Origin of the sequence: Comamonas sp. (genome assembly GCF_036666375.1) — a bacterium.
GTDB lineage: Bacteria > Pseudomonadota > Gammaproteobacteria > Burkholderiales > Burkholderiaceae_C > Comamonas.
In genome coordinates this window covers 1-18,514 of record NZ_JAVWWA010000050.1, presented here as the reverse complement: position 1 = coordinate 18,514, position 18,514 = coordinate 1, and the positions used below count along the sequence as shown (strand labels likewise).

Annotated in this window: 16 protein-coding genes; 10 read left to right on the top strand and 6 right to left on the bottom strand. The window is 65.0% G+C overall.

Features of this window, described 5'->3' with window-relative positions; translation table 11 throughout:
* Nucleotides 1–15 precede the first annotated feature (15 nt).
* Together crcB and RR928_RS13555 are read left to right on the top strand one after the other, a co-directional pair.
* Complete coding sequence (gene crcB / locus RR928_RS13560; protein ID WP_332538676.1) at nucleotides 16–399, top strand: fluoride efflux transporter CrcB; 384 nt, start codon at nucleotides 16–18, stop codon at nucleotides 397–399.
* A gap of 124 nt (nucleotides 400–523) precedes the next feature.
* The gene (locus RR928_RS13555; protein WP_332538674.1) at nucleotides 524–1,399 is read left to right on the top strand and encodes a TIGR00730 family Rossman fold protein; all 876 of its coding nucleotides are present in this window, start codon (nucleotides 524–526) and stop codon (nucleotides 1,397–1,399) included.
* Between the two features lie 194 nt (nucleotides 1,400–1,593).
* Here RR928_RS13555 and RR928_RS13550 read toward each other — a convergent pair whose 3' ends face one another.
* The 5 genes from RR928_RS13550 to RR928_RS13530 form a co-directional block, all read right to left on the bottom strand.
* Nucleotides 1,594–2,802 (bottom strand): MFS transporter, encoded by a 1,209-nt coding sequence (locus RR928_RS13550; protein WP_332682916.1) that lies wholly within the window; start codon nucleotides 2,800–2,802, stop codon nucleotides 1,594–1,596.
* On the bottom strand, nucleotides 2,799–4,403 hold the full coding sequence (rmuC, locus tag RR928_RS13545; protein ID WP_332538672.1) for a DNA recombination protein RmuC: 1,605 nt from the start codon (nucleotides 4,401–4,403) through the stop codon (nucleotides 2,799–2,801). Before rmuC ends, RR928_RS13550 begins: the two co-directional genes overlap by 4 nt.
* A 58-nt stretch (nucleotides 4,404–4,461) precedes the next feature.
* Complete coding sequence (locus RR928_RS13540; protein WP_332538671.1) at nucleotides 4,462–5,877, bottom strand: sodium:proton antiporter; 1,416 nt, start codon at nucleotides 5,875–5,877, stop codon at nucleotides 4,462–4,464.
* Between the two features lie 16 nt (nucleotides 5,878–5,893).
* Nucleotides 5,894–7,102: a nicotinate phosphoribosyltransferase gene (gene pncB / locus RR928_RS13535; RefSeq protein ID WP_332548296.1), complete on the bottom strand. Its 1,209-nt coding sequence runs from the start codon at nucleotides 7,100–7,102 to the stop codon at nucleotides 5,894–5,896.
* A gap of 83 nt (nucleotides 7,103–7,185) precedes the next feature.
* Nucleotides 7,186–7,641, bottom strand: a complete 456-nt coding sequence (locus RR928_RS13530) for an acyl-CoA thioesterase (RefSeq protein WP_332548295.1) — start codon at nucleotides 7,639–7,641, stop codon at nucleotides 7,186–7,188.
* 299 nt (nucleotides 7,642–7,940) lie between these two features.
* Here RR928_RS13530 and RR928_RS13525 point away from each other — a divergent pair, with 299 nt between their 5' ends.
* The 3 genes from RR928_RS13525 to RR928_RS13515 all read left to right on the top strand — a co-directional run bounded on the left by RR928_RS13525 (nucleotide 7,941) and on the right by RR928_RS13515 (nucleotide 10,699).
* Nucleotides 7,941–8,486 (top strand): phasin family protein, encoded by a 546-nt coding sequence (locus RR928_RS13525; protein WP_332539881.1) that lies wholly within the window; start codon nucleotides 7,941–7,943, stop codon nucleotides 8,484–8,486.
* Nucleotides 8,487–8,748: 262 nt separating this feature from the next.
* Nucleotides 8,749–9,795: an extracellular solute-binding protein gene (locus RR928_RS13520; protein ID WP_332539880.1), complete on the top strand. Its 1,047-nt coding sequence runs from the start codon at nucleotides 8,749–8,751 to the stop codon at nucleotides 9,793–9,795.
* A 145-nt stretch (nucleotides 9,796–9,940) separates the two neighbouring features.
* Nucleotides 9,941–10,699 carry a 3-hydroxyacyl-CoA dehydrogenase gene (locus tag RR928_RS13515; RefSeq protein WP_332539878.1) on the top strand — a complete coding sequence of 253 codons (759 nt, stop codon included), beginning with the start codon at nucleotides 9,941–9,943 and terminating at the stop codon, nucleotides 10,697–10,699.
* Between the two features lie 47 nt (nucleotides 10,700–10,746).
* Here RR928_RS13515 and RR928_RS13510 read toward each other — a convergent pair whose 3' ends face one another.
* On the bottom strand, nucleotides 10,747–11,811 hold the full coding sequence (locus tag RR928_RS13510) for a LacI family DNA-binding transcriptional regulator (RefSeq protein WP_332539877.1): 1,065 nt from the start codon (nucleotides 11,809–11,811) through the stop codon (nucleotides 10,747–10,749).
* 114 nt (nucleotides 11,812–11,925) lie between these two features.
* Between RR928_RS13510 and RR928_RS13505 the strand changes: the two genes are divergently transcribed.
* The 5 genes from RR928_RS13505 (at nucleotide 11,926) to RR928_RS13485 (ending at nucleotide 18,112) form a co-directional block, all read left to right on the top strand.
* Complete coding sequence (locus RR928_RS13505; RefSeq protein ID WP_332539875.1) at nucleotides 11,926–12,954, top strand: TRAP transporter substrate-binding protein; 1,029 nt, start codon at nucleotides 11,926–11,928, stop codon at nucleotides 12,952–12,954.
* Between the two features lie 98 nt (nucleotides 12,955–13,052).
* Nucleotides 13,053–14,930: a TRAP transporter large permease gene (locus RR928_RS13500; RefSeq protein WP_332682912.1), complete on the top strand. Its 1,878-nt coding sequence runs from the start codon at nucleotides 13,053–13,055 to the stop codon at nucleotides 14,928–14,930.
* A gap of 46 nt (nucleotides 14,931–14,976) precedes the next feature.
* Entirely contained in the window at nucleotides 14,977–15,519 is a 543-nt protein-coding gene (locus RR928_RS13495; RefSeq protein ID WP_332682910.1) for a VOC family protein, read from the top strand.
* Nucleotides 15,520–15,531: 12 nt separating this feature from the next.
* Nucleotides 15,532–16,797 carry a ribulose-bisphosphate carboxylase large subunit family protein gene (locus RR928_RS13490; RefSeq protein ID WP_332682908.1) on the top strand — a complete coding sequence of 422 codons (1,266 nt, stop codon included), beginning with the start codon at nucleotides 15,532–15,534 and terminating at the stop codon, nucleotides 16,795–16,797.
* Nucleotides 16,798–16,804: 7 nt separating this feature from the next.
* Nucleotides 16,805–18,112 (top strand): four-carbon acid sugar kinase family protein, encoded by a 1,308-nt coding sequence (locus tag RR928_RS13485; RefSeq protein WP_332682906.1) that lies wholly within the window; start codon nucleotides 16,805–16,807, stop codon nucleotides 18,110–18,112.
* Nucleotides 18,113–18,514: the final 402 nt, after the last annotated feature.

Below are 18,514 nucleotides of genomic sequence, written 5' to 3'. Positions count from 1 at the left end.
CGGTCGATTCGCGCCATGTTGCCTGTTATAGCGATCTGCGCAGGCGCCTGTGTCGGCGCCCTGGCCCGCTGGCGCCTGGGCCTGTGGCTCAGCGTACCCAACGGCATCCCCTGGGGCACGCTGGCCGCCAATCTCGTGGGCGGCTATCTGATCGGCGTATGCGTCGCGGCCTTCGATGCGCTGCCGCAGCTGGACCCGGCCTGGCGCCTGGCCCTGGTCACGGGTTTTCTCGGCGCGCTCACCACGTTCTCCACGTTTTCGGCCGAAGTGGTGGGCATGCTGCAGCACCAGCGCTATGGCGCGGCCCTGGGCTGGACCAGCCTGCATGTGCTGGGCTCGCTGGCGATGACGGCCGCCGGCCTGGCCAGTCTGCACGCGCTCTGGCCGCGTGCCGGCTGATTGCAGCGGTCAGCCCAAAGCTATGACTTTGTGAGCGTATAGTGGATTCAGCGGCGGGCCGGCCCGCTGCGGATTGGATCCTGGTGTCCGGCGCCACCTGCGCTTTTACTTTGTTCGAGGCTACATGGAAATCTCCCATCCCCTGTCTGAAACCGACCTCGCCGACGGCTGGGGCCAATTGCACGACCAGGCGCACAACGGTGCAGTCCTGCAGCCCAACTCCCACCGCCTGGCATTTGCCGATCCGGAATTCATGTTCCGGCGCGAAACCCGCGGCATTCGCATGCAGCTCGAACTGCTCAAGCCCGATATCGCCCAGCGCGAGCGCGGCATTGAACACACTGTGGTGGTCTACGGCAGCGCGCGTTTCGTCGATCCCGAACAGGCCGCGAGCCAGCTGGAGCAGGCCCAGGCAAGCGGCGACGCCGAACGCATTGCCGTGGCCCGGCAGGCCGTGCGCAACGCCCAGCGCTACGACCAGGCGCGCCAGTTCGCGCGCATTGTCGCCACCGACAGCCTCAAGCAGGCGCCCGAGGAGCGGATCTATATCTGCACCGGCGGCGGCCCGGGCATCATGGAAGCCGCCAACCGCGGCGCCCACGATGTCGGCGTCGACAACATCGGCCTGAACATCGCCCTGCCCCACGAGCAGAACGGCAACCGCTTCATCACGCCCGGCCTGAGCTTCAAGTTCCACTACTTCGCGCTGCGCAAGATGCATTTCGTGATGCGCGCCAAGGCCCTGGTCGCTTTTCCCGGCGGCTTCGGCACGCTCGACGAGCTGTTCGAAGTGCTGACGCTGGTGCAGACCAGCAAGAGCCGGCCCGTGCCCGTGATCCTGTTCGGCAGCGAGTTCTGGAAGAAGCTGATCAACTTCGAACTGCTGATCGAGGAAGGCACGATTTCGCGCAAGGACCTGGGCCTGTTCCACTACACCGACGACCCGGCGGAAGCCTGGGCGCTGATCAAGAAGCACTATGAGATCGGCGAAAAGGCCTGAGGGCGATCAGGCGGGCCGCTGCGTAGCGACCATGAGCTGCGCAGCCTCAAAATGCAAGCCCTTCGACAAGCTCAGGGCGAACGGGTACAAACCGTTCGTGGTGAGCCTGTCGAACCATGAACGACCTGTCCTCAAGAGAAAACCACTGCTGTGTTTTGATAACGCCTGGCGAGAACACGCCTCGCTCGCATAACTCAAGGCGGCGGCAACTGCGCCACCTTTTTCTCCGGCTCGACATGCTCGGGCGTGCCCATGCGCCAGGCCGCGCGCACGCCGCAGCATACGCCCGCGCCCACGGTCCAGAACAGCGCGGATATGCCGATCACGCCGCCGGCCGCGCCGAACAGCATGGGCATGGCCACGCTCGAGGCGTTGATCACCATCAGCCGCAATCCCAGCGCTTCGCCCTGGCGGTGCTGGGGCGTGATCTGGTGCAGCATGCTCATCACCATGGGCTGGACCGAGCCCAGCGAAAAGCCCAGCAGCACCGAGCAGATGCCCATGGTCAGCGCGCTTTCCATGAACGGATAGACCACGAAGATGCAGGCCGTGGCCGCCATCGCGATGGCAATCACCGCGCCTTCGCGCAGCCGGTCGGCGACCAGCGGCATCAGCAGCCGGATCGCGGCCGCGGCGACGGCAAACATGCCCAGCAGCGTGCCTATGACCGAAGCGCTCATGCCGCGCTCGTGGCCCAGCAGCGGCAGCACGAAAGTATGCACATCCCAGCTTGCCGACTGCACCCAGTTGACGATCAGCACGGTGCGAAACGCCGGGTCGTTGAGCAGGTCCCAGGCGCGCTGGCCGCTGACCGGCGCGGGCGCGGGCGTGCGCGGCGTCTCGGCGGTCCTGCGTATCCAGAACCAGGCGACGATGGGGCTCAGCGCGAGCAGACCGAAGGCCATGCGGTAGCCGGAGATCGGGCTGTCGCCGAACGTCGCATGGTCGATCATCAGGCCCGTGAAGAACGGCCCGACGAAGTTGGCGAATGCCGGCCCTATCGCCAGCCAGCTGAACACTTTATTCAGCTGCGAGGGATCATGCGTGGCCCGGCCCACATGGCGCTGCACGGTGATCACGACAATGCCCGAGCCGCCGCCGGTGCACAGCGCGGCGAAGCACAGCACGGGAAAGACCGGAAACAGCATCGCCGCGGTGCAGCCTATGCTGGCCATCAGCATGCCGATGAAGAACGGCCGGCGCAGCCCGTGGCGATCGGCAAAGCGGCCCGCGGGCAGCGCGAGAAACACCTGGGTCAGCGCGAACAGCGCCAGCAGCACGCCCACCGCAGGCGCGCTGTAACCCTGCTTGAGCGCGAGCAGCGGCGCGGCCAGGCGCACGCCGGCCATCGTGGCGTGCACCAGAACCTGGGAGCCTATGACCTTGAACAGCGCCGCGTTCATTGCGCGCCACCCGGCTCGTCGCCGTCGGCGTCGAGATCGTCGGCATCGGGCAAGCCCAGCACCGCGATGGTCGGCGCCACGGCCGCGGCGCCCAAGGGCAGATCCTGCACGTCGCGCAGCCTGCGCTGGATGGCGCGCGTGCGCACGCCCACTTCGTCGAACTTGCGCGCCGCGGCGTCTATGGATTTCTTGGTGGCCGCGACCACTTCGCCGAACTTGGCGAACTCGGTCTTGACCGCACCCAGCAGGCCCCAGACTTCCGATGAGCGCTGCTCTATCGCCAGCGTCTTGAAGCCCATCTGCAGGCTGTTGAGCATGGCCGCGAGATTGGCCGGCCCGGTGATCATCACGCGGCAGTCGTTCTGAATGGCTTCGACCAAGCCGGGGCGGCGCATGACTTCGGCGAACAGGCCTTCGGTGGGCAGATACAGGATGGCGAAATCGGTGGTATGCGGCGGCGACACGTACTTGTTGTAGATCTTCTTGGCTTCGAGCTTCATCGACGCCTCGAACGCCAGTCCCGCGCTCTGCATCAGCGCCTTGTCGGCTGCGTCCTGTGCATCCATCAGCCGCTGGTAATGCTCGACCGGGTACTTGGCATCGATGGGCAGCCACACCGGCTGGTCGTCGGCATGGCCCGGCAGGCGGATCGCGAACTCGACGAGTTCGTCGCTGCCCGGCACGGTCTTGACGTTGCGCGCGTACTGCGCGGGCGTGAGCACGTTCTCTATGATCGCGCCCAGCTGCATTTCTCCCCAGGTGCCGCGCGACTTCACATTGGTCATCACGCGCTTGAGATCACCCACGCTGCCGGCCAGCGTCTGCATTTCGCCCAGGCCCTTGTGCACCTGTTCGAGCCGGTCGCTGACCAGCTTGAACGATTCGCCCAGGCGCTGCTCCAGCGTCGCATGCAGTTTCTCGTCGACGGTACGGCGCATTTCCTCGAGCTTGGCCGAGTTGTCTGCCTGGATGGCCGCGAGCCGCTCGTTGAGCGCGCTGCGCAACTGCTCGGCGCTGCTCTGGCTGCCCTGCACCAGGCCGCCGAGCTGCTGCGTCACCGCGTCCTGCAGCACGCCGAACTGGTGGCGGATCTGGTGGCCATTGCCTTCGAGCTGGTCCTTGAGCGCGGTTGACATCGCCGTGAGCTGGCTTTGCACATCGCCCTTGAGCGAATCGAGCGTGCCGCGCGTGGCTTCGGCCAGCGCCTCGAAGCGCTGCTGTATGCGCTGCTCGAACAGATTTGCGCTGTCGGCCACCAGCTGGCGTGAGCGCGTGCTTTCGCCGGTGAGCGCAGCCGTGGTCGCGGTCAGTTCGCGGCGGAACGCGGTGAGCGCATCCGTGAGCACATCGCGCATGGCCTCGGCATCGTCGCGGGCCTGGGCCTGCTGGGCGCGCAGCTGCTGGCCCAGGCTTTCGAGCGCGCCGTCGTTGCGCGCAATCGCCAGCTGCGTCGCCTGCATGCCGCGCTCCAGCGCCTGCATCTGGCTCTGCAGATGGGCAAGATCCTCCGCGCCATTGTCCTGGCGCCGCAGCAAGGCCAGTATTTGCAAGACCACCACCAGCGCGAGCGCTGCGAGCACGACAAGGGATTCAAGAGACAAAGCGGATACTTCAAAAAAGAGGGGCTGGGCGCAGATTATCTGCCCTGCCGGCGCCCCGTCACAAGAACCAGATCCAGGTCATGAGCGCGAACAGCGGCAGCAGGATGCCGCAGGACCAAAGCATGTAGCCGAAGAAGCTGGGCATCTTCACGCCGCGGTCCTCGGCGATGGCCTTGACCATCAGGTTGGGCGCATTGCCTATGTAAGTGTTCGCACCCATGAACACCGCGCCCGCGGAAATCGCCGCCAGCGTGGGCGCGAGCGTGGTCATCAGCAGCTGTGCGTCGCCGCCCGCCGTATTGAAGAACACCAGATAGGTCGGCGCATTGTCGAGAAACGACGACAGCGTGCCCGCGGCCCAGAAATACATCGCCGGATCGGGCGCGCCGTCGGGGCGCGTGACCGCGCGCACGATGGCGCCGAACGGGCCGTCGGTGCCGGCCTTGAGCATGGCAATCACGGGAATGATGGTCAGGAAGATGCCGGCAAACAGCTTCGCGACTTCGGCCATCGGTGCCCAGCCGAACTGGTTGCGCTGATGGACATCCGTGGGCGTGATGCGCAGCGAGGCCCAGACCACGGCCAGCAGACCCAGGTCGCGCACCAGGCCCGGCAGGCCCACGGGCGTGCCGGCGATGTCGAACACCACATCCGACTTCCAGAATCCGCTGAGCAGCACCAGCGCGACGATCACGCCCAGCAGCGCGAAATTCGCCTTGCCGTCGAAACCGAAACGTTCGGCGCTGTCGCCCGCGGCGACCGCGGGCAAGGTGCATTCGCCGGGGCTGCGCAGGTACCAGCTGTCGAGCGCGAAGAACAAAGCCAGCAGTGCGCCCACCAGGAACAGCGCCTGCGGGAAAAGATGCTGCAGCGGCCAGAAGAAATCGACGCCCTTGAGAAAGCCCAGAAACAGCGGCGGATCGCCCAGCGGCGTGAGCGCGCCGCCGGCGTTGGAGACGATGAAGATGAAGAACACCACGATATGCGCGGTGTGCCGGCGGCCGGCGTTGGCGCGTATCAGCGGCCGTATCAGCAGCATCGACGCGCCTGTCGTTCCCATGAAGCTGGCGAGCACCGCGCCTGTGGCCAGGATGGCGACGTTGAGCGCGGGCGTGCCGCGCAGGTTGCCGCGAATGTAGATGCCGCCCGCGACCGTGAACAGCGCCAGCAGCAGGATCACGAACGGCAGGTATTCGGCCAGCAGCGCGTGCACCAGGCTCGCGCCCGCGGCGCCCACGCCGAACAGCGCCGCGAACGGCAGCAAAAAGGCCAGCGCCCAGCCCGCGGTGAGCTTGCCGAAGTGCTGGTGCCAGAAGAACGGCGCAATCAGCGGCATCAGCGCGATCGACAGCAACAGGCCGGCGAAGGGAACGCCCCACCAGCCCGACAGCGCGCTGCCGTCGATGTCAGCGGCCAGCGCCCAGCCAGGCAGGGCCAGGAATGCAGCCAGGGCCGCAGCACGCTTGAGTTTCATGGAAAGCAATCCTGTTTCAGTTCGACGGAGCGATCTCGAAGACCTGGCGCAGGTAGGCCAGGTACTTCTCGTCATCGCACATGCTCTTGCCCGGCGAATCAGACAGCTTGGCTACGGGCTGGCCCGCGCAGCGCGTCATCTTTATCACCACCTGCAAAGGCTCGTAGCCCAGATCGTTGGTCAGATTGGTGCCTATGCCGAACGCCAGCACGCAGCGCCCGCGAAAGCGCTCGAACAGCGCGATGGTGCGCGGAATGGTCAACGCGTCGCTGAAGATCAGCGTCTTGGTCAGCGGGTCGACGCGGTTGATGCGGTAGTGCTCGAGCAGGCGCTCGCCCCAGGTGAACGGATCGCCGCTGTCGTGGCGCGCGCCATCGAACAGCTTGCAGAAATAGAGATCGAAATCGCGCAGGAATGCACTCATGCCGTAGACGTCCGACAGCGCAATGCCCAGATCGCCGCGGTACTCGCGCGCCCAGGATTCGAAGCCGAACACCTGGCTGTCGCGCAGCCGCGGACCCAGCGCCTGGCAGGCCTGCAGGTATTCATGCGCCATGGTGCCCAGCGGCGTCACGCCCAGCTTCATCGCATAGAGCACATTGCTCGTGCCCGCGAACTGGCCTTCGAGCCGGCTCGAACCCGAGCGCCGCTCGCCCGTGCCCAGGCGCGCGCACAGCACACGCAGCACTTCCTCGTGCCAGGCACGGCTGAAACGCCGGCGCGTGCCGTAGTCGGCGATCTTCAGCGGCTCCAGGCCCGGGGCCTGCAGCTGCATGATCTTTTCCTCGAGGCGGCGCCGGCCTTCGGGAAAATCCGGCACCTTCTGCGTGTTGCGGAAGTACACCTCGTTGACGATGGCCAGCACCGGAATCTCGAACAGGATGGTGTGCAGCCAGGGCCCGCGTATCGTGATGTCGATCTCGCCGTTGGGCAGTGCAGTCACCTCAATGTATTTTTCATTGAGACGGAACAGGCCCAGGAAATCGATGAAATCGCTCTTGATGAAGCGCAGGCCGCTGAGATAGGCGAGCTCGGCATCGCGGAACTGCAGGTCGCAAAGGCAGCGGATCTCCTCGCGGATCTCGTTCACATACGGCGCCAGCTGCACGCCCGGATTGCGGCACTTGAAACGGTATTCGACCTGCGCGCTCGGAAACTGGTGCAGCACGACCTGCATCATGGTGAACTTGTACAGGTCGGTGTCGAGCAAACTGGTGATGATCATGGGCAAGACAGGGAACGGCTCCCCCGCTGGCAGTGGCAGGCAGCCGACAGTGTAGGCGATCCCTCCCCGGGTTTGCGGCGGTTTCAGGCCGCCGTCAGGGCCTGGAGCACTTCGCGCAGCCGCGCGGGCAAGGCACAGGGCCGGCGCGTTGCGCGGTCCACATAGACATGGATGAAGTGGCCGGCCGCGGCCGTGAGCACTACGCCCTGGGCGAACAGGCCCACTTCATAGCGCACGCTGGAGCTGCCGATGCGCGCCACGCGTATGCCGGCTTCCACGGTCTGCGGAAACGCCAGCGGCGCAAAGTAATTGCACTGGGTCTCTATCACCAGGCCTATGGTTTCGCCATGTTCGATGTCCAGCGCGCCCTGCTCTATCAGGTGCGAATTCACCGCGGTATCGAACCAGCTGTAATAGACGACGTTGTTCACATGGCCGTAGACGTCGTTGTCGGACCAGCGCGTGGTGATGGTCTTGAAGGCCTGGTACGCGCCGCGCTCCTGCGGCTGCGGGCGGGCGGCGGCGGAATTCCTGTCCATTGATTCCCCATTCGTCAAGCAATGCTGGGGCCTAGCTTAATTCAGCCCGGCCCCGCAAGCGCCGCACGAATGTCATGCGCGAGACATCAATGGGTGCGCATGTCGCCTTCGCCCAGATGTCAGCAGCATGTCCGCAGGGCATTCCCGACAAATTTGTTGCAATGCAACAAAAGGCTTGCATCGCCGCGCGAAATGCCTAGAATCGCACTTATGCTGCACTGCAACATGGCCTTGGGCCCCTCAGCGCAGATATCTCGCAAGCCTGGTTCATTCCATAACGCTACCCAAGGAGAAATCACATGTCGCTGACCCCCGAAGCCATTCTGAACGCCCAGAAGTCCCACCTCGAAGCCCTGTTCGGCCTGACCCAGAAAGCCTTTGACGGCGTCGAAAAGCTGGTCGAACTGAACGTGACCGCCTCGCGCAACGCGCTGTCGGAAGCCGCCAGCCACAGCCAGCAACTGCTGAGCGTCAAGGATGCGCAGCAACTGCTGGCCTTGCAGGCACAGTGGTTCCAGCCTCTGGCTGAAAAGACCGCCGCCTACAGCCGCAGCCTGTACGACATCGCCAACGGCACCGGCTCGGCCATCGCCCAGACCGTCGAAGCGCGCGCCGCCGAAGCCCAGAAGAACCTGGGTGACCTGATCGACAACGCCACCAAGAACGCGCCTCCCGGCTCGGAAGCCGCGGTTGCCATGCTGAAGAACTCGTTCTCGGCAGCCAACAACGCTGCCGAATCGGTGCAGAAGGCTGTCAAGCAGGCGTCCGATCTGGCACAGACCAACCTGCAGAACGCGTCGAAGAATGTGGTTGATGCTGTCAAGAGCAGCACGCAACAAGGCTGATAGAGCGCAATTTTTTTGCCTGAGGTATTCCCTAATCCAGGGAATACCCGCATAATGACTCCATTGTTTTGGTGAAAGCCAAAACCACCAGTTGTCTCCTTGGATCCTCTCGAAACCCCCGTTTCTTGGATCCTTTCAAGCCCGGCTTCGCGCCGGGCTTTTTTTCGTCTGCGCGCAGGCAGCGGGCCGCGCGCAAGGACAATATTAAGAACAATTCGCGTTTAGCGTATTATCCAGCGATCCCATTTCACACTGATTTGTCATGTCCAAGATTCTTCACACCTTGATTGCCGCGTGCGCCGTGGCTGCAGCCGGCGCGGCCTATGCCGATGGCGTGGTCAACCTGTACTCCGCGCGCCACTACAGCACGGACGAAGCGCTTTATGACGGCTTCACCAAGGCCACGGGCATCAAGGTCAACCGCGTCGATGCCGACGACGCAGGCATTCTGGCGCGCCTGAAGGCCGAAGGCACGGCCTCGCCCGCCGACGTGATCCTGCTGGTGGACGCAGCACGCCTGTACCGCGGCGAAGTCGACGGCCTGTTCCTGCCGATCCGCTCCAAGGTGCTGGAAGACGTGATTCCGACAAATCTGCGCAGCGCACCTGCGGCCGACGGCGGCATTTCGTGGTTCGGCCTGTCGACCCGCGCCCGCGTGATCGTCTACAACAAGATCAAGGTCAAGCCGCAGGACGTGCAGACCTACGAATCGCTGGCCGATCCCAAGTTCAAGGGCAAGCTGTGCATCCGTTCGGGTTCGCACCCCTACAACCTGAGCCTGTTCGGTGCTATCACCGAGCACATGGGCGAGCAGCAGGCCGAAACCTGGCTCAAGGGCGTCGTTGCCAACCTGGCGCGCGCTCCCAAGGGCGGCGACACCGACCAGATCAAGGCCGTGGCTTCGGGCGAGTGCGATATCGCCGTGAGCAACAGCTACTACCTGGCGCGCATGATCCGCTCGAACAAGCCCGAGGACGTGGCCGTGGCCAACAAGGTCGGCGTGGTGTTCCCCAACCAGCAATCCTGGGGCACGCACATGAACATCGCCGGCGGCGCCATCGCCCGCCACACCAAGAACCAGGCCAATGCGGTCAAGTTCCTGGAATACCTGGCCAGCCCCGCGGCGCAGAACTACTTCGCCAACGGCAACAACGAATGGCCCGCGGCCAAGGGCGTGCAGCTCGACAACCCGGCGCTCAAGGCCATGACCAACGGCAAGCCGTTCAAGAGCGAAACCATTCCAATCAGCGCCGTGGGTGCCAACATGACCAAGGTCCAGCAGATGCTGGACCGCGTGGGCTTCAACTGATAGCGCAGCGCGAGCAAACGAACCCGGCCTTCTGGCCGGGTTTTTTTTTGCGTGTGCGGCACCTGCGTAGCTCCAGCGACAGTGCCGGCCAGCGGTTTCTCGCCATAATGGACGTTTACGTCAACGTCAATCAAGGAGACAAACCATGGACATCGCAGGCAAGGTATTCATCGTGACAGGCGGCGCATCGGGCCTGGGCGAAGGCACGGCGCGCATGCTCGCGGCCAAGGGCGGCAAGGTGGTGATCGCCGACATGCAGGATGACAAGGGCCAAGCGGTAGCCCAGGATATCGGCGGCGCGTTCGTGCACTGCGATGTGAGCAACGAAGCCGACGCCCAGGCTGTCGTCGATCAGGCCACCAAGCTGGGCAAGCTCATGGGCCTGGTCAACTGCGCAGGCATCGCTCCGGCCGAGAAGACCGTGGGCAAGAACGGCGCGCATGCGCTGTCGGTATTCAGCAAGACCATCACCGTCAACCTGATCGGCAGCTTCAACATGATCCGCCTGGCCGCCGAAGCCATGGCCAAGAACGAAGCCGAAGCCACGGGCGAGCGCGGCGTGATGATTTCCACGGCCAGCGTCGCGGCCTATGACGGCCAGATCGGCCAGGCCGCGTATTCCGCGTCCAAGGGCGGCATTGTGGGCATGACGCTGCCCATCGCACGCGATCTGGCGCGCAACGGCATACGCAACATGACCATTGCCCCCGGCATCTTCGGCACGCCCATGCTGTTCGGCATGCCGCAGGAAGTGCAGGACGCGCTGGCCGCCGGCGTGCCCTTCCCCAGCCGCCTGGGCACGCCCGGCGACTACGCCAAGCTCGCCTGCCATATCTTCGAGAACGACATGCTCAACGGCGAAGTCATTCGCCTCGACGGCGCCATCCGCCTCGCGCCACGCTGATTGCCGCGTGCCATGCCGATTGACAGGCATGGCGTGTTTTAACGAAGTTAAGGCAGGTTTTCGCGAAAGATCACCAGCGTTTTCGCAGGATCCACGCCCAGCATTGCATCGCGCTTCTCGCGCAGATTGGTGAAGATGCGCACGCAGCTCATCATCGCCGCCTGCGGGCTCTGGGTGATCACCGCGTCCATGCTGCCGTCAATCAGCATGGCGCGCGTGTCGGGCGTGAGGCCATGGCCTATGAACACCACCTTGTGCTCGCGCCCCATTTCCTTGAGCGCGCGCGCCACACCGTCGGACGCGCCGCCAATGTTGTAGATGCCGGCCAGGTCGGGGTATTGCTCAAGCAGCGTGCGGGTCTGCGTGTAGTTCTTCTGCGCATCGTCATGGCCTTCGCGCAGGCCCACCACCTGCAGCGCGGGAAACATCTCTTCGATCACATGCAGAAAACCGGCCTCGCGCTCCTCGTGCGCGCTGTAGCTGCGCGAGCCGGCAATCAGCGCCACCTTGCCCGCGCGCGCGCCCGGGCCTATGAAACGTCCCACCAGATAGCCCGCCGTGCGGCCCGCGGCCCGGTTGTCCAGGCCCACATAGGCCGCGCGGCGCGAGCCTGAAAGATCCGAGATCAGCGTAATGGTCGGCACGCCCTGCTCCGCCAGCAGTGCCACGGCTTCGCGCACGGCCGGGTGCTCGAGCGCCATGAACGCAATGCCGTCGCAGCGCTCGCCCAGGCGCAGCAGGCGCGCGGCCAGTTGCTGCGGGTTGAAGCTCTCGAACTGCTCGCTGCGGCATTTGACGTTGAACGGCGCGAGATGCTCCTGCGAATAGCCCACGGTGTCGCCCAGCATGCGGATGAAGCGGTTGTTGCCGTCGGGCAGCAGAAAACCCAGCCGCATGGGCGCGGCCGCGAGAGCCGCGTACAGCCCGGTTTCGGGCAGGTAGTCGAGCTCGGCCGCGGCCTTGAGCACTTTCTGCGCGGTCGCATCGCGCACGCCGGGACGGCGGTTCAGTACCCGGTCCACGGTAGCGGTCGACACCTTGGCGGCACGCGCGATATCGGCCACGCGCGCGCGCTGCGGCAAGTTCTCCAATCCATCAGGGTCAACCCGCATACATCAAAACCCATCATTTTTATGATTTGACGCCTCGCCGCTCAACACCTATCGTTGCGTGGCTTTCATCCAATGATGCATCAAAACGCATCAAAAATAAATCTGGAGACAACCATGGCCGAAGTCACCCGCCGCAGCGTTCTGCGCAGCCTGTCCGCCGTTCCCGCCGCGTCCATCGCCACCGGCATGGCCGGCTTTCCGCTGATCGCGCGCGCCGCGGAGTTCTCGTACAAATACGGCAACAACCTGCCAGTGACCCATCCGCTGAACATCCGCGCCCAGGAGGCGGCCGATCGCATCCTCAAGGAAACCAAGGGCCGGGTCGAGATCAAGATCTTTCCGAACAACCAGCTTGGCGGCGACACCGACATGCTGGCCCAGGTGCGCTCGGGCGGCATAGAGTTCTTCACGCCTTCGGCCCTGGTGATTGCCACGCTGGTGCCGGTCGCGGCCATCAATGCCACGGGCTTTGCGTTTTCCGACTACAACCAGGTCTGGTCGGCCATGGACGGCAAGCTCGGCGCCCATGTGCGCGCCGCCATAGGCAAGATGCGGCTGTACGCGTTTGACAAGATGTGGGACAACGGTTTTCGCCAGACCACCAGCAGCAAGGCACCCGTGGCCAGCGCCAGGGACCTCGACGGCCTGAAGATCCGCGTGCCCGTGAGTCCGCTGTCGATCTCGATGTTCAAGGGCCTGGGCGCCGCGCCCGCAAGCCTGCAGTTCAGCGAGGTCTATTCCTCGCTGCAGACAAAGATCGTCGACGCCCAGGAAAACCCGCTGCCCATCATCCAGGTCGCCAAGCTCTACGAAGTGCAGAAGTTCGCCTCGCTGACCAACCACATCTGGGACGGCTACTGGTTTGTCGCCAACGGCCGCGCCTGGGACCGCCTGCCGCCCGACCTCAAGACCATCGTGGCCGCGGCCATCAACGACGCCGGCATGCAGCAGCGCGAAGACATCAGGAAGCTCAACGATTCGGTGATCACCGACCTGCAGGCCAAGGGGCTGCAGATCAACCGCCCTTCGGCCGACAGCTTCCGCGCCAAGCTGCGCGAATCGGGCTTCTATGCCGAGTGGAAAGGCCGCTTCGGCAACGAAGCCTGGGGCCTGCTCGAACAGACGGTAGGCAAGCTCGCCTGAACCGCGCGGGCGGCCCGTCGCTGCCCGCTGACCCGCTCCCGAACGCCATGCCCGCGCCTGCGCGCAGGCCTCGCCCTGCCCCGAAGAAAGTTACGTTCATGTCCCACGCCCCTGCTCTTGACCCCCAAGCGCCGCCGGCCAATCCGCTCAGCCGCGTGGCCGGACGCATCGACCTGCGCCTGGGCGCGGTGATCGAGGCCGTTGCCGCGGCCATCGTGCTGGTGGAAATCGTCATTCTGTTTGCGGGCGTGGTCGCGCGCTATGTGCTGCATGCGCCGCTGGTCTGGTCCGACGAGCTCGCGTCCATCTTCTTCCTGTGGCTGTCGATGCTGGGCGCGGTCGTGGCGCTGCGCCGCGGCGAGCACATGCGCATGACGGCGCTGGTCAGCAAGGTCGGCCCGCAGACGCGCGGCCTGCTCGAGGCGCTGGCGATTGCCGCCGCGCTGGCGTTTCTGGTGATGGTCATGCATCCGGCCTACGAATACGCCGACGAGGAATCGTTCATCGTCACGCCGGCGCTGGAAATCAGCAATGCCTGGCGCGCTTCGGCGATTCCCGTGGGCGTGGGCCTGATGGGCGTGTTTGCCGTGCTGCGCCTGCTGCGTCTATGCACCATGCGCCAGATTGCCATCACCGTCGCCGCGACGGCCGCAATCATTCTCGCGTTCTGGCTGGCCCAGCCGGTGTTTGCCACGCTGGGCAAGCTCAACCTGGTGGTGTTCTTCCTGGTGGTAGTCGCGGTCACGGTGTTCTCGGGCGTGCCGATCGCGTTCTGCTTTGCGCTCGCGACCTTCGGCTACCTGGCGCTGACCACGCACACGCCCATGGTGGTGATGGTCGGGCGCATGGACGAAGGCATGTCGCACCTGATCATGCTGGCCGTGCCGCTGTTCATCTTCCTGGGCGCGCTGATCGAGATGACGGGCATGGCCAAGGCCATGATCCAGTTTCTCGCCAGCCTGCTGGGCCATGTGCGCGGCGGCCTGAGCTATGTGCTGATAGGCGCGATGTACCTGGTGTCGGGCATCTCGGGCTCGAAGATCGCCGACATGGCGGCGATCGCGCCCGTGCTGTTTCCCGAAATGAAGAAGCGCGGCGCCAAGCCCGGCGACCTGGTGGCGCTGCTGTCGGCCACGGGCGCGCAGACCGAGACCATTCCTCCGTCCATCGTGCTGATCACCATCGGCTCGGTCACGGGCGTGTCGATTGCCGCGCTGTTCACCGGCGGCATGCTGCCCGCGCTGGTGCTGGGCCTGTGCCTGTGCACCGTCGTCTGGTGGCGCTACCGCAAGGAAGACCTGAGCGGCGTGACGCGCTACAGCAAGCGCCAGATCGGCAGGTTCTTCGTGATCGCGCTGCCTGCGATCGCCCTGCCCTTCGTGATCCGCGCGGCCGTGGTCGAAGGCGTGGCCACGGCCACCGAGGTCTCGACCATTGGCGTGGTGTATTCGGTGCTTGCCGGGCTGCTGGTCTACCGCCAGTTCGACTGGCGCCGGCTCAAGCCCATGCTGATCGAAACCGCCTCGCTGTCGGGCGCCATCATGTTCATTGTGGGCTGCGCCACGGCCATGGCCTGGGGCCTGACGCAGTCGGGCTTTTCCACCGATCTGGCGCAGATGATGGCCGGCATTCCGGGCGGCGCCTACGGCTTCCTGGCGATCTCCATCGTTGCCTTCATCGTGCTGGGCTGCGTGCTCGAAGGCATTCCCGCCATCGTGCTGTTCGGGCCCCTGCTGTTCCCCATCGCCGCGCAGGCCGGCGTGCATCCCGTGCACTACGCCATGGTCGTGATCTTCGCCATGGGCATAGGCCTGTTTGCTCCGCCGATCGGCGTGGGCTACTACGGCGCCTGCGCGATCAGCAAGGTCGACCCCAACGAAGGCATGAAATACATAGGCGGCTACATGGCCGCGCTGCTGGTCGGCCTGGTGCTGGTCGCGGCGATTCCCTGGATCTCCACGGGCTTCCTCAAATAAGCGCCGCGCGCGCTGCTTCTTCACCTCACTCTTACACGGAAAAAACATGAGCCGCCATTTTGGAGAAATTCGCCAGCTGGGCTACGTCGTGCACGACATCGAAGCTGCCATGGACTATTGGAGCAAGACCCTGGGCGTGGGCCCGTGGTTCTACAACCCCAAGGTGCCGATCGAGAACTACCGCTACAACGGCGAGGCCCACGCGCCGCACAACTCGGTGGCGCTGGCCAACTCGGGCTTCGTGCAGGTCGAGCTGATACAGACACGCAACGACGTGCCCTCGATGTACCGCGACTTCCTGCAGGCCGGGCGCACCGGACTGCAGCATGTTGCCTACTGGACCAGCAACTACGACGCCGACCTCGAGCGCCTGCTGCGCCAGGGTTTCAAGCCGGTGATGAGCGGCGAAGTCGGCGCCAACGGCCGCTTCATCTACTTCGACACCGAGTACCACCCCGGCACCGTGATCGAGCTGTCGGAAGTCGCCGGCCCCAAGGGAAAGATGTTCGACCTGATTCGCGCTTCGGCCGAAACCTGGGACGGCGTCAGCGACCCCGTGCGCCCTTTCCCCGACCTGAGCAAACTCTGAGCCTGCCGCCCCATGACTGCCGACCGCTTCGAAGCCACCTATCTGATTGAAACGCCCCTGGCGCCTGCCCACGTCGCTGAAGTGATGGCCGGCGAACAGTCCTGCGGCACCTTCACCCGCGTCGAGGGCGAGACCGATGCGCTGCGCCGGCGCGCGCGCGCCACGGTCGAGTCCATTGACGAACTGGAATCTGTGCACGCGCCCAGCCTGCCCAATGCGCTGCTCGAGCGCCAGGGCCGCGCCGGCCCCTGGCGGCGCGCGCGCGTGCGCATCTCGTTTCCGGTTGCCAATGTGGGCGCCAACCTGCCCACGCTGGCCGCCACCGTCTCGGGCAATCTCTACGACCTGGGCGAAGCCAGCGGCCTGCGGCTCGAAAGCCTGCAACTGCCCGCAAGTTACCGCGCGCAGTTCGACCTGCCCCAGGTGGGCATTGCCGGAACGCGCCAGCGCACCGGCGTGGCCAGCGGCGCGCTGGTCGGCACCATTCTTAAGCCCAATGTCGGCTTCTCTCCCGAGCAGAGTGCCGAGCTGGTGGCGCGGCTGTGCGCGGCCGGCGTGGACTTCATCAAGGATGACGAAGTCTGTGCCGACCCTGTACATGCCCCGCTGGCCCAGCGCGTTCCCGCCGTCATGGCGGCCGTGCGCGCCCACCAGGACCGGACCGGCAAGCATGTGATGGTGGCTTTCAACATCACCGACGAAACCGATGCGATGAAGCGCCATGCCGACCTGATAGAGCGCGAAGGCGGCAGTTGCGCGATGGCCAGCCTCAACTGGTGCGGCTTCTCGGCGCTGCAGACGCTGCGCCGCCACACCGGTCTCGCGCTGCATGGCCACCGCAATGGCTATGGCGCGCTGTCGCGCCATCCGCTGCTGGGCATGTCGTTCCAGGCCTACCAGACGCTGTGGCGGCTCGCGGGCGTGGACCATATGCATGTGCACGGCTTGCAGGGCAAGTTCTCCCAGCCCGATGAAGAAGTCATTGCCTCGGCCCAGGATTGCTACACGCCGCTGACGCCGGAAATCGATGACCGTGTGATGCCGTCCTTTTCCTCCGGCCAATGGGCCGGCACCGTGCCCGCGACCTGGGCCGCGGTGCAAAGCGACGACCTGCTGTTCATGTCGGGCGGCGGCATTCTGGCGCATCCGGGCGGTCCGGCCGCGGGCGTGGCCAGCATTCGCCAGGCCTGGGCCGCGGCACGCGCCGGCGTGGCGCTTTCCGAGTACGCGCGCCAGGCGCCCGAACTGGCTGCGGCGCTGGCCTTTTTCGGCAAGTGAGCTGGCCATGCCGTCCGCATTGAAGATCGCCTACTACGGCGACGATTTCACCGGCGCCACCGACACGCTGGCGACGGCCGCGCGCGCCGGCCTGCGCACGCTGCTGTTTCTGGGCCTGCCCGGCGCCGCCCAGCTTGAGCGCGCAGGCCCGCTGGACTGCCTGGGCATTGCGGGCGCGGCGCGCGCCATGACACCCGCCGAAATGCAGGCCGAGCTCGAACCCGTGGGCCGGCTGTTCGCGCAGCTGGGCGCGCCGGTCATGCACTACAAGACCTGCTCGACCTTTGACAGCGCTCCCCATATCGGCAGCATCGGCACCGCGATTCGCGTGCTGCAGCCGCACACGCGCAATGCCTTCGTGCCGATTGTCGGCGGCCAGCCCAATCTGCGCCGCTACTGTGTGTTTGGCAATCTGTTTGCGAGTGCCGGCCCCGCCATGCACCGCATAGACCGCCACCCCACCATGCGCCGGCATCCGGTCACGCCCATGCATGAAGCGGATCTGCGCCTGCACTTTGCCCAGCAAGGCCTGCAGCTGGCCTCGCTTGACTATCCAGACTATCAACAATCGGAATCCGCGCTGGATCAGCAGCTTTCTGCGCTCATTTCGCAGCAACCTGATGTTGTCCTGCTTGATATTGCGCATACACAGGACCTGGCCATCGTCGGCCGGCTGATCTGGCAAAGCGCCTGCCGGCAGCCGCTGCTGGCTGCCGGTCCGAGCAGCGTGGTCCAGGCGCTGGCCGCGCATTGGCAACGCCAGGCGCCGCAGACCCTGCTTGCCCATGCCACGATTGCGCCGGCGCAAGGCCCGGTGCTGGTGCTTGCCGGCAGCCTGTCACCCATGACCGCACGCCAGATCAAGGCAGCCAGCTCATACGAACAGCTGTTGCTCGATGCGCCGCGGCTGGCCCAGGACATGGCTTACCGCGCGCAGATGGCGAAAAAAATTGCGCTGCAGCTGCAGCAAGGCAGAAATATGCTGGCCTGTACGTCCAGCGAAGGGCAGATTGCCCCGGCGGATGCCCCCGCCGATGCGCGCGCACTGGCCCTGGCCTGCGGCGAACTGCTGGCGCAGGTGCTGAAACTGGCGCCCATCAAGCGCCTGGGAGTGGCCGGCGGCGATACATCGAGCCATGCGGTCCAGGCTTTGGACGCCTGGGGCCTGTCCTATCAGGCGCAACTGGCTCCCGGCGTGGCGCTGTGCCGGCTGCACAGCGACGATTTGGCGCTCGATGGCCTGGAAATCATGCTCAAGGGCGGGCAGATGGGGGGAGAAATGCTGTTTGAGGAATTGCTTTCGGGCATTTGCTGAGCGTTTGGCGCTGACCCAGTTTGTCGGAATGCCCGGAAAATCACGGAGCATCCGTACCGGCTGCCGATTTCCGGGCTTCGACAAGCTCAGCCCGAACGGGCTTATTCACTGCGCCCTGATCGGGTTTATTCGCTCATCCTATCCCCGTTCGCCCTGAGCCTGTCGAGGGGCCGGTTTTCATGCGGCCGGATGACTGAACATCTCCCTGGAAAAGCCATTCATCCTTGGACACAATCAGGAAAAACGACTTCGCTGAGAAAACGCCAGCCCAACGAAAAAAGGCACTGTGCGAAGCACAGTGCCTTTATCGTAATCAGCGAAACCAACATAAAGTCGATCCACAAATTATGGCGGAGTGGACGGGACTCGAACCCGCGACCCCCGGCGTGACAGGCCGGTATT